13 protein-coding genes and 2 pseudogenes are annotated in these 18,197 nt (G+C 61.3%); 3 read left to right on the top strand and 12 right to left on the bottom strand.

Features of this window, described 5'->3' with window-relative positions; translation table 11 throughout:
- Positions 1–23: 23 nt before the first annotated feature.
- From argE to ACERZ8_RS13240, 3 genes and pseudogenes are all read right to left on the bottom strand, one after another.
- A pseudogene (gene argE / locus ACERZ8_RS13250) lies at positions 24–1,176 on the bottom strand (acetylornithine deacetylase).
- Positions 1,173–1,886 carry an SDR family NAD(P)-dependent oxidoreductase gene (locus ACERZ8_RS13245; protein WP_407592644.1) on the bottom strand — a complete coding sequence of 238 codons (714 nt, stop codon included), beginning with the start codon at positions 1,884–1,886 and terminating at the stop codon, positions 1,173–1,175. Before ACERZ8_RS13245 ends, argE begins: the two are co-directional and overlap by 4 nt.
- A gap of 6 nt (positions 1,887–1,892) precedes the next feature.
- Positions 1,893–3,724, bottom strand: a pseudogene (locus ACERZ8_RS13240) (ABC transporter ATP-binding protein).
- Positions 3,725–4,026: 302 nt separating this feature from the next.
- Here ACERZ8_RS13240 and ACERZ8_RS13235 point away from each other — a divergent pair.
- The 3 genes from ACERZ8_RS13235 to ACERZ8_RS13225 all read left to right on the top strand — a co-directional run bounded on the left by ACERZ8_RS13235 (position 4,027) and on the right by ACERZ8_RS13225 (position 7,790).
- Positions 4,027–5,730: a peptide ABC transporter substrate-binding protein gene (locus ACERZ8_RS13235; protein WP_407592643.1), complete on the top strand. Its 1,704-nt coding sequence runs from the start codon at positions 4,027–4,029 to the stop codon at positions 5,728–5,730.
- 88 nt (positions 5,731–5,818) lie between these two features.
- On the top strand, positions 5,819–6,826 hold the full coding sequence (locus ACERZ8_RS13230) for an ABC transporter permease (protein WP_407592642.1): 1,008 nt from the start codon (positions 5,819–5,821) through the stop codon (positions 6,824–6,826).
- Positions 6,819–7,790: an ABC transporter permease gene (locus ACERZ8_RS13225; RefSeq protein ID WP_407592641.1), complete on the top strand. Its 972-nt coding sequence runs from the start codon at positions 6,819–6,821 to the stop codon at positions 7,788–7,790. Before ACERZ8_RS13230 ends, ACERZ8_RS13225 begins: the two co-directional genes overlap by 8 nt.
- A gap of 53 nt (positions 7,791–7,843) precedes the next feature.
- On the opposite strand, the gene ACERZ8_RS13220 is transcribed toward ACERZ8_RS13225, so the two are convergent.
- The 9 genes from ACERZ8_RS13220 to ACERZ8_RS13180 all read right to left on the bottom strand — a co-directional run bounded on the left by ACERZ8_RS13220 (position 7,844) and on the right by ACERZ8_RS13180 (position 18,034).
- Positions 7,844–8,308 (bottom strand): cupin domain-containing protein, encoded by a 465-nt coding sequence (locus ACERZ8_RS13220; protein WP_407592640.1) that lies wholly within the window; start codon positions 8,306–8,308, stop codon positions 7,844–7,846.
- Between the two features lie 110 nt (positions 8,309–8,418).
- Positions 8,419–9,702, bottom strand: a complete 1,284-nt coding sequence (locus tag ACERZ8_RS13215) for a DUF3422 family protein (RefSeq protein ID WP_407592639.1) — start codon at positions 9,700–9,702, stop codon at positions 8,419–8,421.
- A 319-nt stretch (positions 9,703–10,021) separates the two neighbouring features.
- Positions 10,022–11,539, bottom strand: coding sequence for an NAD(P)(+) transhydrogenase (Re/Si-specific) subunit beta (locus ACERZ8_RS13210; RefSeq protein ID WP_407592638.1), 1,518 nt, complete (start codon positions 11,537–11,539; stop codon positions 10,022–10,024).
- Positions 11,540–11,556: 17 nt separating this feature from the next.
- Entirely contained in the window at positions 11,557–13,137 is a 1,581-nt protein-coding gene (locus tag ACERZ8_RS13205) for a Re/Si-specific NAD(P)(+) transhydrogenase subunit alpha (RefSeq protein WP_407592637.1), read from the bottom strand.
- 151 nt (positions 13,138–13,288) lie between these two features.
- Positions 13,289–13,741: a methyltransferase family protein gene (locus ACERZ8_RS13200; RefSeq protein ID WP_407592636.1), complete on the bottom strand. Its 453-nt coding sequence runs from the start codon at positions 13,739–13,741 to the stop codon at positions 13,289–13,291.
- Positions 13,742–13,827: 86 nt separating this feature from the next.
- The gene (locus tag ACERZ8_RS13195; RefSeq protein WP_407594268.1) at positions 13,828–14,298 is read right to left on the bottom strand and encodes an REP-associated tyrosine transposase; all 471 of its coding nucleotides are present in this window, start codon (positions 14,296–14,298) and stop codon (positions 13,828–13,830) included.
- Between the two features lie 144 nt (positions 14,299–14,442).
- Complete coding sequence (locus tag ACERZ8_RS13190) at positions 14,443–15,222, bottom strand: gamma-glutamyl-gamma-aminobutyrate hydrolase family protein (protein ID WP_407592635.1); 780 nt, start codon at positions 15,220–15,222, stop codon at positions 14,443–14,445.
- A 112-nt stretch (positions 15,223–15,334) separates the two neighbouring features.
- On the bottom strand, positions 15,335–15,760 hold the full coding sequence (locus tag ACERZ8_RS13185; protein ID WP_407592634.1) for a GlcG/HbpS family heme-binding protein: 426 nt from the start codon (positions 15,758–15,760) through the stop codon (positions 15,335–15,337).
- 120 nt (positions 15,761–15,880) lie between these two features.
- Complete coding sequence (locus ACERZ8_RS13180) at positions 15,881–18,034, bottom strand: malate synthase G (RefSeq protein WP_407592633.1); 2,154 nt, start codon at positions 18,032–18,034, stop codon at positions 15,881–15,883.
- Between the last annotated feature and the right edge of the window lie 163 nt (positions 18,035–18,197).

Below are 18,197 nucleotides of genomic sequence, written 5' to 3'. Positions count from 1 at the left end.
CTCAAAACAGTGCCGCGCGACGATCATGCCAGCCGTGCCACCAGATCGCGCATAAAAGCATGGCCTGCCTCGAACTGCGCCACGGTGATAAACTCGTTGGGTTGGTGGGCTTGCGCGATATCGCCGGGGCCACAAACCACCGCGGAATAGCCCGCGGCCTGAAATTGCCCGGCTTCGGTGCCGTAGCTGACCACATGTCCCGCGTTGTCGCCCGTGATGGCGCGCACAAGGGTTTCTGCCGCCCCGTCGGTTTCGGGTTTCAGGGGGCACGTCAAAGCGCTGTTCGATCTCAACACGCGTGTCGGGATGGATCGCCTTCATCCCAGCTTCGATCCCGGCCACATGGGCCAGATAGGCTTCTTTCAGCCCGTCCACATCATCACCGGGCACAGCACGAAAGTCCATTCCGAACCGGCAGGATTTGGCAGTGATGTTGTGCGCTGTGCCACCCGTGATCTGCCCGACATGCCACGTGGTAAAGGGCGGGTCGAACATCGCCGCCAGTGGCGTCGGCGTTGCGGCCATGTTTTCGGCGTTGCGATGATTGGCAAAGTCGATGATCTTTGCCCCTTCCAGAATGGCGCTGACCCCGCTGGGCAGCAGTGACGAATGCACTTCGAACCCGATCACGTGGGTGTCAAACCCCTGCCCGCCCTTGTGGCCGGTCACCGCCTTCATCATCGACGGCTCGCCCACGATCACCGGGCCACCTTTGGGCACCACGCCCTGCATCGCCGCGATCATCGGCGGAGCCCCAAGACAACCGATTTCCTCATCAAAGCTCAGCGCGATCTGCATCGGCTTGCCTGCGTGATGCGCCTCGATCAGCGCCCAGATGGCCAGCGCATCAAAGCCTTTCATGTCACAGGTGCCGCGCCCGAAATATTTCCCATCCCGTTCTGTCACCACAAACGGGTCCGTATCCCAGGGTTGACCGTCTACCGGCACCACATCCGTGTGACCCGACAGAACGACCGCCCCCTCGACCTCGGGGCCGACATGCGCAAACAGCGCGGCCTTGGTCTGGTCGGGGTGGTAATAGCGATGCGCTGTGATGCCGTGATCGTTCAGGTATCCTTCGACCCAGTCTACCAGCGGCAGGTTCGTGTCCCGGCTGATGGTTGGAAAGCTGATCAACTTGGTCATCAGCTCCAGCGGGGTCATACGCGCGCTCACAATCGATACCCTCCCGAGACGGTCAGCACTTCGCCCGTGATGAAAGACGCCGCATCGCTCAGCAGGAACACAACGGCGTTGGCGATGTCCTGCGGGGTGCCCATACGGCCCAGTGCGGTCATATCGATAAAGGTCTGTTTCAGCGCCTCATCCCGGCCCGCGTCCGGCACATCAATCGCGCCGGGTGCGACGGCATTCACGCGGATGCCCTTCGGCCCCAACTCTTTGGCGGCACCGCGCGTCCACAGATCAAGGGCCGCCTTGCTTGCCCCGTACATCGCGGCCCCCTTTGGTGGCAGAACGGCGTTGACAGAAGAGATGTTTACCATGCTCGCACCTGTTGCAAAATGAGGCAGCGCCGCTGCCAAAAGACCCTGAGCCGCAAACAGGTTCACATCGAACAGGGCGCGATAGGCCTCTGGTGTGAACCCCTCAAGTGGCGAGGTCGCGATGTCGCCTGCATTATGCACAATCGCGTCCAGCCGTCCAAACCGGTCAAGTGCTGCAGCGACGATCTGGCTGGGTGTGGCCGCATCCGTCAGATCACCCTGCACCGTTGCAAGGTGCGCGCCCGCCTCATGCAGCGGTGCCGTGGTGTTGTAGTGCACCATCACATCGTGCGTGTCCTGCAACGCGGCAACGATCCCGGCCCCGATGCCGCGTCCGCCACCGGTGATCAGAACCGATTTACGCTCGTTCGCAGATGTCACGCCCACTCAATAGCCGCTGTCGGTTGTCAGAACAAAGTGCCCGGGCTCAACCTCGTCATAGACGGAGGGTTCCGGTTCGTAGCTGACCGGGTGGATCGGCGACGGGATCGGTTTAAAATTCAGATCTTTTTCGTCCTTGCGCTGGCGCGGATCGGCGATCGGCACCGCCTTCATCAGGGCCTGCGTGTATGGGTGCTGCGGGTTTTCGAAGACGCGGGCGCGCGGCCCCATCTCGACGATCCGGCCCAGATACATGACGCCCACATAGTGGCTGACGCGTTCGACCACGGCCATGTCGTGGCTGATAAACAGGAACGACAGGCCCAGTTCGGCCTGCAATTCCATCATCAGGTTCAACACCTGCGCCTGCACGGACACATCCAGCGCCGACACGGCCTCATCCGCGATGATCAGCTTTGGGTTCAGGGCAAGGGCGCGCGCAATGGCGACACGCTGGCGTTGCCCACCGGACAATTCATGGGGAAAGCGGCGCATGAAACTGCGCGGCAGTTCGACCCGGTCAAACAGCATCTCGACGCGCTTGCGTCCTTCTTCGCCCTTGAACATGCCAAAGTTATGCATCGGCTCGGCCACCTGATCGGCAAGCTGCATCTGCGGGTTCAGCGACGCAAACGGGTCCTGAAAGATCATCTGCATATCAAGGCGCGCCGTGCGCAACTCGCGATCACTCAGCGCCATGATGTCCTTGCCATCCAGCACGATTTCACCCGACATCGGCTCGACCAGACGCAGGATCGATCGGCCCGCCGAGGATTTGCCGCATCCCGACTCGCCCACAAGGCTGAGGGTCTGGCCCTTGTTGATGGTGAACGACAGATCCTCGACCGCATGGACATTGGCCACCAGTCGCCGGAAAAAACCGCCGCGCACCGGGAAACGGGTGGTGAGGTTCTTGACCTTCAAAAGCGGTTCCGTGGTGCCGGGGATCGGTTTGATCTCGGCCTGATCGCGTCCCATCAGTTTCATCGGCTCAGGCGCTGCCTTGCCGCGCATCTCGCCCAGTTTGGGGACGGCCGCGAGCAGCGCCTTGGTATATGGGTGCTGCGGATTTTCGAAGATTTCCTCGACGGTGCCTTCTTCGACCTTGTTACCGCGGAACATCACGACGACGCGGTCCGCCATCTGTGCCACCACGGCCATATCATGGGTGATGAACATCACCGCCGTGCCGGTTTCGCGCTTGAGGCGGTCCATGAGGGCGAGGATTTCGGCCTGGATCGTCACATCAAGCGCGGTGGTGGGTTCATCGGCAATCAACAGGCGCGGCTCGCAGGCCAGTGCCATCGCAATGACGACACGCTGGCGCATACCCCCCGAAAGCTCGTGTGGATACTGTTTCAATCGGCGCTCGGGTTCGGGAATGCGGACCTGTTTCATCAGTTCCAGCGCACGGGCCTCTGCCTGCTGTTTGCTCAGCCCTTTGTGCAGGCGCACCCCTTCTGTCAGCTGGCGTCCCACAGTGAACACAGGGTTCAGCGCGGTCATCGGCTCCTGAAAGATCATGCCGATCTCGTTGCCGCGGATGGTGCGCATCATCTCCTGTTCCGTTTGGGCCAGATCGACAGGCTCGGCGTCCTTGCGATTGAAAATCAGCCGCCCCCCGCGATGTCACCGCCCCCGAATTCAACGAGACGCATGAGCGACAGGGACGAGACCGACTTGCCCGACCCGGATTCGCCGACCACGCAGACCGTTTCGCCTGCATTGATCGAAAACGAGACATCCTCGACCCCCAGAACCGGGCCATCCTTGGTCTGGAAGGCGACCCGCAATTCCTGAATATCGGCAATCGGCTTCTGGTCTGTCTGATCAAGCATGTGCATCCCCGGGCTCGCGCCAGTTTTGGCTCGTGTTTCAAAAGAGTGGTCCAACCCTCAGGCACTGTCAAACTTAACCTGTCCGAAATCGCGGGTTGACCGCACGCGAGGCTTGCATTTTCGGCAAAGTCTGTTTCGATGTTGGGGTGTGCTTGGGGGTAAATGCAAAATTGCCGGAGAAACCGTAGGTTACGCCGACATTTGCGCCGAAAACTCCCCAAGTGATGAAGAATGTGCCCCGGCCAACGGGGTGCGCGATTGATGGCCTTGGTGCGCCGGGGCCGTCCAACAAGGAGTAAAATATGACACTCAAGACCCTTCTAATGGGTGCGGTCGCATCAGCCGCGCTTGCGCCGGCAGCCTTTGCCGAGCGCGGCTCGGATGGCGAAGTCAGCATCATCTATTGGCAAGCCCCCTCGATCCTGAACCCTTATCTTTCGGGCGGCACCAAGGACATCGAATCCTCTTCTCTCGTGATCGAACCGCTGGCCCGCTATAACGAAGTAGGCGAGCTGACCGCATGGTTGGCTGCCGAAGTGCCCACCGTCGGCAACGGCGGCGTGAGCGAAGACCTGACCCAGATCACGTGGAAGCTGCAGGAAGGCCTGCTGTGGTCCGACGGCACGCCAGTGACATCGGCAGACGTGAAATTCACCGCTGATTACTGCATGAACCCCGAAGGCGGCTGTGCGCAGCTGGCCAAGTTCGAAGGCGTTGAAAACGTCGAAACACCCGATGCGCAGACCATCGTCGTGACGTTCAACCAGCCCAAACCCAACCCATACGGGCCATTTGTCGGCGGTCAGTCCCCGATCATTCAGGCCGCGCAGTTTGCTGACTGCACAGGCGCCAAAGCGCCCGAGTGCACCGAGGCCAACTTCAATCCCATCGGCACCGGCCCCTTTGTTGTGGACGATTTCCGCCCCAATGACGTGATCCAGATGTCGGCGAACCCGAATTTCCGTGATCCGGCCAAACCTGCCTTTGCCAAGCTGACCTTCAAAGGTGGTGGTGATGCCGCAGCCGCGGGTCGTTCGGTTCTGGAAACCGGCGAATTCGACTATGCCTGGAACCTGCAATTGGCGCCCGACGTCATCGCGCGCATGGAAAGTGCGGGCAAGGGCATGGCGATCACCGGCTTCGGCCCATTGGTCGAACGGCTGGAAATGAACCTGACGAACCCGTCGCCAGACCTTCCTGCCGAAACCCGTTCCACAGTCGCAGAACCGCACCCGTTCCTGAGTGAATTCAACGTGCGCAAAGCGCTGTCGATGGCCATCGACCGCCCCCTTCTGGTCGAAGTCGGCTATGGCGCGGCGGGCAAAGTGACCTGCGATCTGGTCCCTGCCCCGGCAATGTTCGCCAGCGGCGACATGCATTGCGCCACACAGGACATCGAAGGTGCCAAGGCGCTGCTGGAAGAAGCAGGCTGGACCGACACTGACGGTGACGGCATCCGCGACAAGGACGGCGTCAAACTCTCCATCCTTTACCAGACATCGACCAACGCTGTCCGTCAGGACTTTCAGGCGCTGATCAAGCAGTGGTGGAGCGAAATCGGTGTCGAAACCGAACTGCGCAACCTTGATGCGTCTGTGTTCTTTGGGGGTGACCCGGGCTCGCCCGACACCTTCCAGAAGTTCTATGCGGACGTGGAAATGTATGCCAATACCTTCGACGGCACAGACCCCCAGGCCTATCTGGCGGCTTACCGTTGCGGCAACGAACCCAAGCCAGCCAGCCAGTGGCAGGGTGAGAACATCAACCGCTTCTGTGATCCCGCATATGACGCGCTGATCGATGAACTTGCCCGCACAGGCGACATCGAAAAACGCGCCGAAATCGCGATCAAGATGAACAACATGCTGACCAAAGACACATTCACCATCGTGCCCCTTGTGCACCGTGGCCGCGTGTCGGCCCACTCCAACACGCTGGGCGGCGTCAAACTGAACGTCTGGGACAGCGAGATCTGGAACGTCGCGGACTGGTACCGCATCGACTGATCTGACATCGGGGTGGGCGTTCGCGCCCGCCCCACGCCCGTTTCGGGCATACCAATAACAAAGACCTCCGCAAAAGGACTGGCCTTACATGCTGACTTTCACAATCCGCCGGTTGATCCTGTCGATCCCGACGCTTTTGTTCATCAGCCTTGTCATATTCCTGCTGTTGCAACTGGCCCCTGGCGACCCGATGGCGCAGGTGCCCCTGACCGTCCCGCCCGAGGTCAAGGAAAAGATGCGCGAGGCGCTCGGCCTTGGTCAGCCGATCCACATCCAGTACTGGAAATGGATCGTGCAGTTCTTCTGGATCGAACCGCAGGTGCTGATCGATCACTGGTTCGGCACGACTTTCTCCGAAGGTAAGCTGCGCGTCATCTCGTGGCAGACCCGCAGCCCGGTGATGGACATCGTGGTGCAGCGCATTCCCCAGACCCTTTGGGTCGTTGGCCTGTCCTATGTCGTGGGGATCCTCATCGCCCTGCCCATCGGCATCTATTCGGCCTACAAGCAGTATTCGGTCTTTGACCAGTCCGGCACTTTCATCACGATGATCGGTTTCTCGATCCCGCCCTTCTTCACCGGCCCTTTGCTGATCGTGATCTTTTCGGTGCAACTGGGCTGGCTGCCCTCCATCTATGACACCACGCATGTGGTGACGGACTGGGCCAGCTTCAAAGTGCAGTTCATGCAGATGGTCATGCCGGTGATGGTGCTGGCCTTGCAGACGACTGCGCAAATCTCGCGCTACATGCGCTCAAGCATGCTCGACAATCTGGGGCAGGACTATGTCCGCACCGCCCGGGCCAAGGGCCTGCGCGAAGGGGTCGTGGTCATGCAGCACGTGCTGCGCAATTCGATGATCCCGGTGATCACAGTCATCGCGCTGGGTATACCGGCGATCTTTGGCGGCGCGATCATTACCGAAAACGTGTTCAAGGTGAACGGGATCGGACAGTTGCTGCTGACCGCCCTGTTCGCCAATGACATCCCGATGGTGATGACGCTCACCTTTATCTTCGCGATCCTGATCGTGCTCTTCAACCTCGTCGCTGACGTGCTCTACGGCGTGCTGGACCCGAGGATCCGCTATGACTGATCAAGCCATCGACCCCTATGCCGCCCTGCAGGACAAGGAGCCGCCCAAGGCCCCGCGCAGTCAGTGGAAAGACGTCTGGGACCAGTTCAAGCACCATAAGGGCGCGTTGTTCGGCGGCGGGTTCCTTGTGTTTATCACGCTGGCCGTGCTGGTTGGCCCATGGGTCTGGGCCGTCGATCCACAGGCGCTGGACATCCGCAACCGCGATCTGCGCCCGATCTACACCGCCATCTGGGACAGCACTGCAAATGTTAGCTGGGGCAACCCGTTGGGCACCGACAATCTGGGGCGCGATATCCTTGCCAACCTGATCGCAGGGGGCCGCGCGTCCATGGCCGTGGGCTGGGCCGCCATGATCCTTGCCTTGCTCATCGGCACTGCCGTCGGCGTAATTTCGGGCTACTTCAAGAAAGCCGACTTCTGGCTGATGCGCTTCACCGACCTTGTCCTGTCGCTGCCGATCCTGCCGCTGCTGCTGGTGGCTGTGACGCTGTTTCGCCAGCCGCTCAGGGCGAATTTCGGCCCCGAGGGAGGCATGTTCATCCTGATCGTCGGGGTGATTGGCCTGACCAGTTGGATGCAGACTGCGCGCATCGTGCGCGGCGACATACTGGCGTTGAAAGAGCGTGAGTTCATCCTGGCCGCCCGTTCGATCGGCACCACGTCCGGCTCGATCATCTTGCGGCATTTGCTGCCCAACGTGATCTCGCCCATTATGGTGTCGGCGACGCTGGGTCTGGCCACCGCGATCATCACTGAAAGCGCGCTGTCCTTCCTTGGCGTCGGGTTCCCGTCGGACTTCCCCACATGGGGCAAGCTGCTTGCGGATTCCGTGCAGCGGATGGAGGAGTATCCCGAACGCGTCGTCCTGCCCGGCCTGCTGATTTCGCTGACGGTGCTGGGGGTGAACTACCTTGGCGATGGCCTGCGCGATGCGCTCGATCCGCGGATCAGGGGGCGGTGAGGGGCAGTTCTGCGCTTTGATGGGACGCCAGCTTTGCGGGGTAAAGCTGACCTTCAAATTTGGGTGTCTATTGCCGATCCGTCCGCGCGGGTGAACGTTCTACCGTTCTTGCCGTGACGCATGATCACGTCATGATCTGGGTAATGAACCACGCCGTCGACAGAACGTGTTCCAACAACCAACATCACGGCATCGGCGCTTGAGCGGTTCTCAAGGCAATGAGCAACCGGCTCGCCTGCCTTCCACCCCGCCGCGTCACCCGGTTTGAGCATGGTTTCTTCGTTCTCTATCAGGACAAGTTCTCCTGAAATCAGATAGATCAACTCATCTTCGGTTTCGTGCCAATGGCGATGAGACGATCTGGAACCAGGAGGGAGGCGCTCCAAATGCGCCCCAAACTGAGACAAGCCAACGAGGTCCCCAAGGGGCATTTCCTCATAGGGGCCATCATTCTGTCCCGAAAATGGGTTGGTTTCGCCGGCGTGTTTCGTCCAATCGCGATCTGTGATCTTTGGCAAATCTCAACGGGCTCCTGATGCTGCATGTGCGAGAGGTTTAGCAGACCCGGTGCGTATCGTCACTCCGGGCTCACAGCGACCCTGCAAGACGGGCACACCGTACCCCGCCCCTACTTCTCCACCGCCCGCCGCAAGCGGCGCACGGCCGCCCAGACCAGCAGCACGACAGGCACTGTGATCAAGGCCGTCAGCAGCCCCTTGCTCAGCCCCGTGGGCGCTTCGAGCGGGTAGAGCAGGTAGGACGCCAGCGACACCGCGTAATAGCTGATCGCCACCACCGACAGCCCCTCGACCGTGCGCTGCAGACGCAGTTGCAGGTCGGCGCGTTTGTCCATGCTTTCCAGCAGGGTCTGGTTCTGGGCCGAGCGTTCGACGTCTACCCGCGTCCGCAGCAGGTTCGCCGCACGCACACCCCGCGCGCTCATCGCATCCAGCCGGTCCTGGGCGGAGCGTACCGTGCGCATGGCGGGCTGATAGCGGCGCACCATGAATTCACGGAACGTCTGGCGACCCTCATAGCGTTCTTCGCGCAAGGCAGCGATGCGTTCGTTCACGATGGCCTCATAAGCCCAGGTCGCCCCAAAACGGAACGAGCTTTGCGCCGAAAGAGTCTCCAGCTCGGCTGAAATCTCCAGCAGCGAATGCAGCGTGTCCTCGGCCTTGGAGGTTTCGTCAGACATGCTTTCGACCAGTTCGGTCAGGCGCGTGTCAAGCGCGCCCAGTTGCGCGCCAAGCCCACGGACACGGGCAAACCCCAGCATCGACATGGACTTGTAGGTCTCGATCTCGCACAGGCGCTGCACGATCCGCCCCATCCGGCGCTGCCCCGTCTTTTCGGACGCAAACAGGGCAAAGCGCATGTGACCGTTCTGGTCGATGCGGAAATCACCGGCCATGATCGCGGCGTCTTCCAGCACTGCACTCACGGCAAGGCTTTCTGGTACGAACCAGTCGCGCAACCGGGCGTTGATCTGATCGGCGGGCACGCGCGGTTCGACACGTATCAGGATTGATGTCACGCGCTGTCCGGGTGCCTGGGCCAGCCAGTCCTGCGGGAAGGGATCGAATGCGCGCGGATCGAACGGGCGTTCCTCGATCCCTTCGGAAAAGATCGTGTAGGTCACGAATTCGGTGTGCTGTTCCCATTTCAGCCAATAGCGACCCACCTGCCCGTAGTAATGCGTCGCACCGGGTTGGGGATGCTGCGCGCCGTGCCGGTCCAGCAGCTTGTGCAGATGGTCGATGTCGGCCTGACGGTCGCGGTTTGCAGCCATCTCGGGCTGCTTGAAGGCAACATAGGCGGCGGCACAGGGCGCTTTCATCGACGGGAAGGGCCGCGCGTGCAATTCGTTCGCCAATTGATAGCGCAGCGGGTGATCTTCGACAGGGGACATGACTGCTCCGACTTCTTTGGGTGTGAAATAATCCGAAACCCGTTCAAAGCAAACCATTTTTTGATGGTTTTTCAGTGTGTTAACAGAATGCAACGGTATGCAATGGGCAGTTGAGCCCCCTCAGGCCCCTTGGAAGTTGCTACGCATGGCGTCATCCCGGTGAAAAAGCTGTTGGAAATTCAGGGGCTTCCCGCTGCCCGCACAATGTGGCCTGCACCGTGCAGTGGACGGACACGCGCGCTGCGACACGTGGCAAAAAAACACCGCCCGTGCGGGGCGGTGTTTCTTGGTATGTCCCGCCGGTCAACCCAGCGCTGCGTCAGTCAATCAATGGCAGCAGCTTGTCGATGGACGCCTTGGCGTCGCCGTAGAACATCCGCGTGTTGTCCTTGAAGAACAGCGGGTTCTCGATCCCGGAATAACCGGTCCCTTGCCCGCGTTTGGACACGAACACCTGCTTGGCCTTCCAGCATTCCAGCACCGGCATCCCCGCGATGGGGCTGTTGGGATCGTCCTGTGCGGCCGGGTTCACGATGTCGTTCGACCCGATCACGATGGCCACATCGGTATCCGGGAAATCGTCGTTGATCTCGTCCATCTCCAGCACGATGTCGTAGGGCACCTTGGCCTCGGCCAGAAGCACGTTCATGTGCCCCGGCAAACGCCCCGCAACCGGGTGGATCGCGAACCGCACGGTCTTGCCTGCTGCGCGCAGTTTGCGCGTCAACTCGGCCACGCCCTGCTGGGCTTGCGCCACCGCCATGCCATAGCCGGGGATGATCACGATGCTGTCGGCCTCGTTCAGCGCGGTTGCGACGCCGTCCGCTTCGATGGCGATCTGTTCGCCTTCCACGGCCATCTGCTCGCCCGCCGGGCCGCCAAAGCCGCCAAGGATCACCGACACGAAGGACCGGTTCATCGCCTTGCACATGATGTAGGACAGGATCGCACCGGAAGAGCCGACCAGCGCGCCCACAACGATCAACAGATCATTGCCGAGGGAGAAGCCGATGGCCGCCGCTGCCCAGCCGGAATAGCTGTTCAGCATGGACACAACGACCGGCATGTCCGCGCCACCAATTCCCATGATCAGGTGATAGCCGATGAAGAGGCCCGCCAGTGTCAGCAGCACCAGCGCCCAGGAACCCGAGCCGCTGAGGTACAGGATGAGCAGCAGAACCGACAGCGCTGCGGCCCCCGCGTTCAACAGGTGACCGCCGGGCAGTTTCTTTGCACTCGTGTCGATTTCGAATGGCAGTTTCGAGGACGAGCCTGCGAGTTTGCCATAGGCAATGACAGAGCCCGTGAATGTCACGGCACCGATCCAGATGCCCAGCACCAGTTCGACGCGCAGGATACCAATCTCGACGCTGGATTTCTTGGCGATGAGCTGGCCAAAGGCCGACAGGCCCTCATAGATCTCTTTTGGCAGGCCGATCGCGGTCAGACCATCATCGCCCACGGCACCCATCACAAGGCCCTCGGTCGTGTAGATGTCGTTGACGTAATTGATCATCAGATCGGCGTTAAACCCCACAAAGACCGCCGCCAGACCCACAAGGCTGTGCATGATGGCGACAAGTTCGGGCATCTGGGTCATCTCGACCTTGGTGGCGAGTTGATAACCCACTGCCGCGCCGCCCGCGATCAGCACCAGTGATGCAAACCACAAGCCCGACCCGGGCCCAACAAGCGTCGCCAGAACGGCAATCGCCATGCCGACGATGCCGTACCACACGGCCCGCTTGGCGCTTTCCTGTCCCGAAAGGCCGCCCAGCGAAAGGATGAAAAGGATGGCAGCGACCACATAGGCCGCGATGGTGAATGCGTTTTCCATATTCCCTGCCCCGTTCTTTAAGATTTCTGGAACATGGCGAGCATGCGCCGTGTCACGAGGAAGCCACCGAAGATATTGACCGCAGCCATGAATATCCCCAGGCCGCCAAGCAATGTGATCAGCGCGCTGGACGATCCGACCTGGATCAGCGCCCCCAGAATGATGATCGACGAAATCGCGTTCGTGACCGCCATCAGCGGTGTATGCAGGCTATGGGCGACGTTCCAGATCACCTGGAAACCGATGAAGACGCTCAGCACAAACACGATGAAGTGTTGCATGAAGCTGGCGGGCATGCCCGGGATCAACCCGACCCCCAGCACGAGGGCCGCACCCGCCCCCAACAACGTGACCTGATTGCGGGTCTGCGCCTTGAACGCGGCTGTTTCCAGATCGCGTTTTTCGGCGGCCGTCAGCTCTTTGGCCTTTTCCTTTTTCGGGGCCGCCGCGATGGCTGCCACCTTGGGAGGTGGAGGCGGAAAGGTGACTTCCTTGGCGTGGGCGATCGTCGCCCCGCGGATCACGTCATCTTCCATGTTGTGATTGATCTTGCCGTCTTTGTCCGGCGTCAGGTCCGTCATCAGGTGGCGAATGTTGGTCGCATAAAGGCTTGAGGCCTGCGTTGCCATCCGGCTTGGGAAATCGGTGTAGCCGATGATCGTGACGCCGTTGTCGGTGACGATCTTTTCATCCGCGACGGTCAGCTTGCAGTTGCCGCCCTTTTCCGCCGCGAGGTCCACGATAACCGATCCGGGCTTCATCGCCTTGACCATGTCTTCGGTCCACAATTCAGGTGCTTCGCGGTTGGGGATCAGGGCGGTGGTGATGACGATGTCGATGTCGGGGGCCAGTTCGCGGAACTTGGCCAGCTGTGCTTCGCGGAATTCAGGACTGGAAACAGAGGCATAGCCGCCCGAAGACGACCCGTCCTGCTGTTCTTCCTCAAAGTCGAGATAGACGAATTCAGCGCCCATGGATTCAACCTGTTCGGCCACTTCGGGGCGCACGTCAAAGGCGTAAGTGATTGCGCCCAGGCTGGTCGATGTGCCGATAGCGGCCAAACCAGCCACACCTGCCCCCACAACCAGCACCTTGGCCGGGGGCACCTTGCCCGCAGCGGTGATCTGACCGGTGAAAAAGCGACCAAAGTTGTTGCCCGCCTCGATGACCGCACGGTAGCCCGCGATATTGGCCATGGACGACAGCGCATCCATCTTCTGGGCGCGGCTGATGCGCGGGATCATTTCCATCGCGATGACGGTCGCGCCTTTTTCGGCGGCCTGACCCATCTTGGCCTCGTCCGCGACGGGGCTGAAGAAAGAAATCAGGGTCTGCCCTTCGCGCAGGCGCTTCATCTCTGTGGCGTCTGGCGCGCGCACCTTGGCAACCACATCGGCGGCCTTCCAAAGAGCGGCACCGGTTTTGACCACCTCGACGCCCGCGTCCTTATAGGCGGCGTCGGCAAAGCCCGCCTCAAGCCCCGCACCGGTTTCGATCACGCATGTATGGCCCAGCTTTTGCAGGGCTGTGGCGCTGTCCGGCGTCATGGCGACCCGGCGCTCTCCGGCAAAGGTTTCTTTTGGTGTTCCGATCTTCATGCGGAGCGCTCCTTTGGCAGTCGTGGCAGACATCTAGCGGCTGGCAGGCCGCGCGGACAGGCGGCATGCACCACCCATGCGTCCAAGTACCGTTACCCGTACCGAGATACAAGCGGGGCAGCCCCGTCACCCAAGCAATAATCACAAAGGGTTACAGCCAGCGGCGCACTTTTCGTTCGTAGGCCGCAAATTCGGCCCGAAAGGTGCGGCGCATCCGCTTTTCCTCGGGGAGGATGAAATGACGCTCGATCCACCACACGAACAGCGGGACCAGAACAAGGGACAGCACCGCGTCAAAGCGCAGGATCAGGCCTGTCAGGATCAACGCATCGCCAAGGTAGATGGGATTGCGCGAGCGGGCGAAGATGCCAGTGGTGATCAGATGCGCAGGCGTCTGGTGCGGGATGATCGTTGTGCGCGCGCGCCGAAAGGCGAGGGCCGCGGCGATGATCAGGATGGCCCCTGCCCCGATGAGCAATCCAGCCAGCGCGTCCGTCACAGGTCCTTCCAGCGACAGACCCAACGGCAACAGCCGCGCCTGCCACCAAGCCGCGATGATCGCGAGCACGAGCCAGACGGGGGGAATGTCGATCAGGTCTTTCATGCGCTGCCTCGCAACGGGGTCAGGCACATGGATACAGAAACGCCAACCGCGATCAATAGCGCGACAGGACGCAGGGCACCTGCGCCTTACTGCGCCGCAATTCCGTAAGGCACAGGTGTCCTGCGCCCGACACGCACGGGGCGGTATGCGGCACCCACCCGCTGATCCGGCACATAGGTGCCGCGCGCAATCGCGCGATGGATCGACGAATGCGGCCACTGTTCGGGGCGGTTCACCAGACCCGCCTGCACAGGCGCGCACAGGATCATATGGCGATGGGCGGCCAGATCGTCGCTGTCCCGGATCGCGTGTTCCCAGAACCGCCGCTGCCACAGCCCCTTTTCCCCGGGCCGCAATCGCTGCGCCCCAACATCCTGCGGCGCTGGCACGCTGCGGGAAAAGACACTTTTGAGCATGCGGATGCGCCGCGAAAAGTCCGCATCGCCCGGCGGCAGCGTCCAAAGCGTGTGGATCACGTCCGGCAGCACCACGATCTCGTCGATCTCGAACGGAAAGGCGGCGCGGGTCTTGCGGGTGGCCTGACGCAGCGCCTCGATCTGGCGGACAAACAGGTCATCCCCCGCCGCGCCGCGCGCAGCGTAAAGAAGTAAGTGTGACCGGGCAGAGATGAGCGAACATAACGTGGCATGCCAAAACGCTAGACCGCGCGTGGTTAATGCAGCGTTAAACGGTGCAGAGACTCACGCGCTGCGCAGCATCGGACGTGCGCGCTGCCCATCCGCCCAATCACGGCACGCCGCACCGAAGGCCTCGAACAAGGGGCGCGACACCGGGTCGGCCTTGGCATTCCATTCCGGGTGCCATTGCACAGACAGGGTAAAGCCCGGCGCGCCATCGATATAGACGGCCTCGGCCGTGCCATCGGGCGCATGACCGTCAACCACCACGCGGGGGCCGGGTGTCTTGATCCCCTGCCCGTGCAGCGTGTTGGTCAACACTGATTGCGCGCCCATCAACTGATGAAACACGCCCCCTTCGGAAAACTCGACATTGTGGCGCAGCGCGAATTTTTCCTCCAGCGTGCCATCCGGCGGCATGCGGTGATTGTCGCGGCCCGGCAGATCGCGGATCTCGGGATACAGCGTGCCACCCATCGCAACATTCACCTCCTGAAAACCCCGGCAGATGCCGAGCAGGGGCTGACCCCGCTCCACAAGCGCCCGGATGAGGGGCAGCGTGATACGGTCACGATTGCGATCAAAGGTGCCATGGGCGGGCGTCTCGGCCTCGCCATATTCCTCGGGATGCACATTCGCGCGCCCGCCGGTAAAGACAAAGCCCGCACAGTTTTCGAGCAGGTCGGACAGGTGCACCTTGTCCGGGTCGGCAGGCACCAGAAGCGGCAATCCCTCGGCGACATCGGCCACGGCCGAGATGTTGATCTCTCCGGCGGCCTGTACAACGTATTCGTCGTTGATCGTATGTTGGTTCGAGATGATGCCAATGATGGGGCGGGCCATGCTGTCCTCGTTAAATCGCGCGCGTCACAGTCATATAGCCGTGATGCGCGCGCCCGCATAGTCCGACCCCGCGCGCAGATCACTGTGCGCAAAGCCGCAGATGGAACCGTGCCTAGATTTCAGCCACAAGGCCTACCGCTTCGACGCCTGCCTGCGCGGCAACCGCGTCATTGTCGGACGTATCACCCGTCACGCCAAGCGCGCCGATCACACTGCCCGACCCATCGCGGATCAGCACGCCACCGGGCACCGGCACAACCTGACCGCCGAACACGCCGTTCACGGCCCCCATGAAATAGGCCTGCGCTTCGGCCCGTGCCATCTGCGCGCTGCCCGCCATGCCCAGCATGATGGACCCGTATGCCTTGCCGTGGGCGATGGCGAAACGCCCCGGGGCCGCGCCGTCTTCACGCTCGAACGCCTGCACATGCCCGCCTGCATCCAAAACCACGACTGACAGGGGCTTGAGCCCCATCTCGCGCCCCGTTTCCAGCGTGGCGGCAATCATCGTGCGCGCCTGATCCAGTGAAATTCCCATTGTCCGTCTCCTTGCCGGAACGGCGCGTCTTGCGCCCGTCCCTTCTCTGATTTCAAAAATCCTCGGGCGCGCGCGAGGGAGGCAGACAGCCCCCTCGCTCCCACGCCCGCAATGTGCATCTCAGGCCGCCTTGAACTCCAGACGGCGGGCATGCAGAACAGGTTCCGTATAGCCCGACGGCTGCACGCGCCCCAGGATCACCAGATCACAGGCCGCCTGAAAGGCGATCCCGTCAAACCCAGGCGACATCGGTGTGTAAGAGGAATCACCTGCGTTCTGGCGGTCCACCACTTCGGCCATTTTCTTCATCGCGGCCATCACCTGATCCTCGCTGACGACACCATGGTGCAGCCAGTTCGCCATCGCCTGCGCGCTGATGCGGCAGGTGGCGCGGTCTTCCATCAAGGCGACATCGTTGATGTCGGGCACCTTGGAACAGCCCACCCCCTGATCGACCCAGCGAACGACATAGCCCAGAATGCCCTGGGCATTGTTTTCCAGTTCGCGGGTGATTTCCGCATCTGAGAAATTGCGGCCCACAGCCACGGGGATGGTCAGCAAATCTTCCAGTTTGCCGCGCGCACCGCCTGCCTTGATCTCGTCCTGACGCGCCAGCACGTCCACCTTGTGATAATGCGTGGCATGCAGCGTCGCCGCCGTGGGCGACGGCACCCATGCACAGGTTGCACCGGATTGTGGGTGACCGATTTTGGCCTCCAGCATGTCGGCCATGAGGTCAGGCATCGCCCACATCCCCTTACCGATCTGCGCGCGCCCCTTGAGACCGCAGGCCAGACCGATGTCGACGTTGCGATCTTCATAAGCGGCAATCCAAGCCGCCCCCTTCATCTCGCCCTTGGGCACCATCGGTCCCGCCTCCATCGAGGTGTGGATTTCATCGCCCGTGCGATCAAGGAAGCCCGTATTGATGAAGGCGACGCGGGATTTCGCGGCGCGTATGCATTCCTTGAGGTTTGCGCTCGTGCGGCGTTCCTCGTCCATGATGCCCAGCTTGACCGTGTTGGCAGGCAGGCCCAGCACCTTTTCGACGCGGGTGAAAATCTCGTCCGAGAACGCGACTTCGGCGGGCCCGTGCATCTTGGGTTTTACCACATAGACCGATCCGGTGACCGAGTTGCGCAGGCCTTCGGTCTTTTTCAGATCATGCATGGCGATCAGCGTGGTCACCATCGCATCCATCAGCCCCTCGCCCACTTCGATGCCCTCACGGTCCAAAATGGACGGGTTGGTCATCAGGTGCCCGACATTGCGCACCAGCATCAGGCTGCGGCACTTGACGACCACGGGGGCACCATCAGGGCCAGTATAGGTGAAATCGTCGTGCATTTTGCGGGTGACGTCCTTGCCGCCCTTCTGGAATGTCTCCTGCAGGTCACCCTTCATCAGACCCAGCCAGTTTGAATAGGCCAGCACCTTGTCTTCCGCATCGACTGCGGCGACTGAATCTTCGCAGTCCATGATCGTGGACAGCGCGGACTCCAGGTTGACTGTGGCAATCCCGGCGGCGTCCGTTCTGCCGATCTGGTTGTCGCGGTTCACAAGAACTTCGATCCCCAGGCCGTTGTTTTTGAAAAGGAACATGCCCCAGTCATCTGACTTGGCGGAGCCCGCAAATTGCGCCGGGTCCGCGAGGATTACCGTCCGGTCGCCGATCCGAAGCACAAGGGCGTTGGCGTCGACACCCAGATGATCCACGTCCGCCCAACTGGCATCGACCAGTGGAACGGCCTCGTCCAGAAATGCCTTGGCCCATGCAATGACACGCGCGCCACGCGCTGCGTCATACCCTTTGCCGGTCGGCAGATCGCCCAGCGCGTCGGTGCCATAAAGGGCATCGTAAAGGCTGCCCCAGCGTGCATTGGCCGCGTTGAGCGCAAAGCGGGCGTTGGTGATCGGGACCACCAGTTGTGCACCGGGGGTGTTGGCGATTTCGGGGTCTACATTGGCCGTCTCGATCTCGAAATCCGGGCCTTCCGGCACCAGATACCCGATTTCCTGCAGGAACGCCGTATAGGCCTCTGCATTATGACCAGACGCGCGGTTGGTCACGTGCCATGCATCGATCTTGGCCTGAATCTCTTCGCGTTCGGCGATCAGGGCGCGGTTCTTGGGGCCCAGATCATGGACCAGTGCGGAAAACCCGGCCCAGAAGTCTGCCGATGCGACGCCCGTTCCCGGCAGCGCCTGCGTTTCGATAAACTCTGCCAGCGTGTCCGCCACGCGCAGTTCCGCCCGTTCCACATATGTCGCCATTGCATGCTCTCCTGACCTTGGTGTGCGAGTCGCAGTGACGATTAGAGAAAAAGTTTCCTATCGTAAACAGCATTGGTCAAATAATTTTACCAAAATGGCCGATGGGATCAAATCTCCCCCCAGATCGGTAGTGTTCAGCGCAGGATCACACGCACCAAACGAT

This window comes from Tateyamaria armeniaca, from assembly GCF_045797845.1.
Classification (GTDB): domain Bacteria; phylum Pseudomonadota; class Alphaproteobacteria; order Rhodobacterales; family Rhodobacteraceae; genus Tateyamaria; species Tateyamaria armeniaca.
This window is presented reverse-complemented; position numbering and strand designations above follow the sequence as displayed.

Coding starts and splice junctions, on each gene's coding strand:
- ACERZ8_RS13235 (WP_407592643.1), top strand. CDS start 4,027: ATGACACTCAAGACCCTTCTAATGGGTGCGGTCGCATCAGCCGCGCTT.
- ACERZ8_RS13230 (WP_407592642.1), top strand. CDS start 5,819: ATGCTGACTTTCACAATCCGCCGGTTGATCCTGTCGATCCCGACGCTT.
- ACERZ8_RS13225 (WP_407592641.1), top strand. CDS start 6,819: ATGACTGATCAAGCCATCGACCCCTATGCCGCCCTGCAGGACAAGGAG.
- ACERZ8_RS13215 (WP_407592639.1), bottom strand. CDS start 9,702: ATGTCCCCTGTCGAAGATCACCCGCTGCGCTATCAATTGGCGAACGAA.
- ACERZ8_RS13210 (WP_407592638.1), bottom strand. CDS start 11,539: ATGGAAAACGCATTCACCATCGCGGCCTATGTGGTCGCTGCCATCCTT.
- ACERZ8_RS13205 (WP_407592637.1), bottom strand. CDS start 13,137: ATGAAGATCGGAACACCAAAAGAAACCTTTGCCGGAGAGCGCCGGGTC.
- ACERZ8_RS13200 (WP_407592636.1), bottom strand. CDS start 13,741: ATGAAAGACCTGATCGACATTCCCCCCGTCTGGCTCGTGCTCGCGATC.
- ACERZ8_RS13190 (WP_407592635.1), bottom strand. CDS start 15,222: ATGGCCCGCCCCATCATTGGCATCATCTCGAACCAACATACGATCAAC.
- ACERZ8_RS13185 (WP_407592634.1), bottom strand. CDS start 15,760: ATGGGAATTTCACTGGATCAGGCGCGCACGATGATTGCCGCCACGCTG.
- ACERZ8_RS13180 (WP_407592633.1), bottom strand. CDS start 18,034: ATGGCGACATATGTGGAACGGGCGGAACTGCGCGTGGCGGACACGCTG.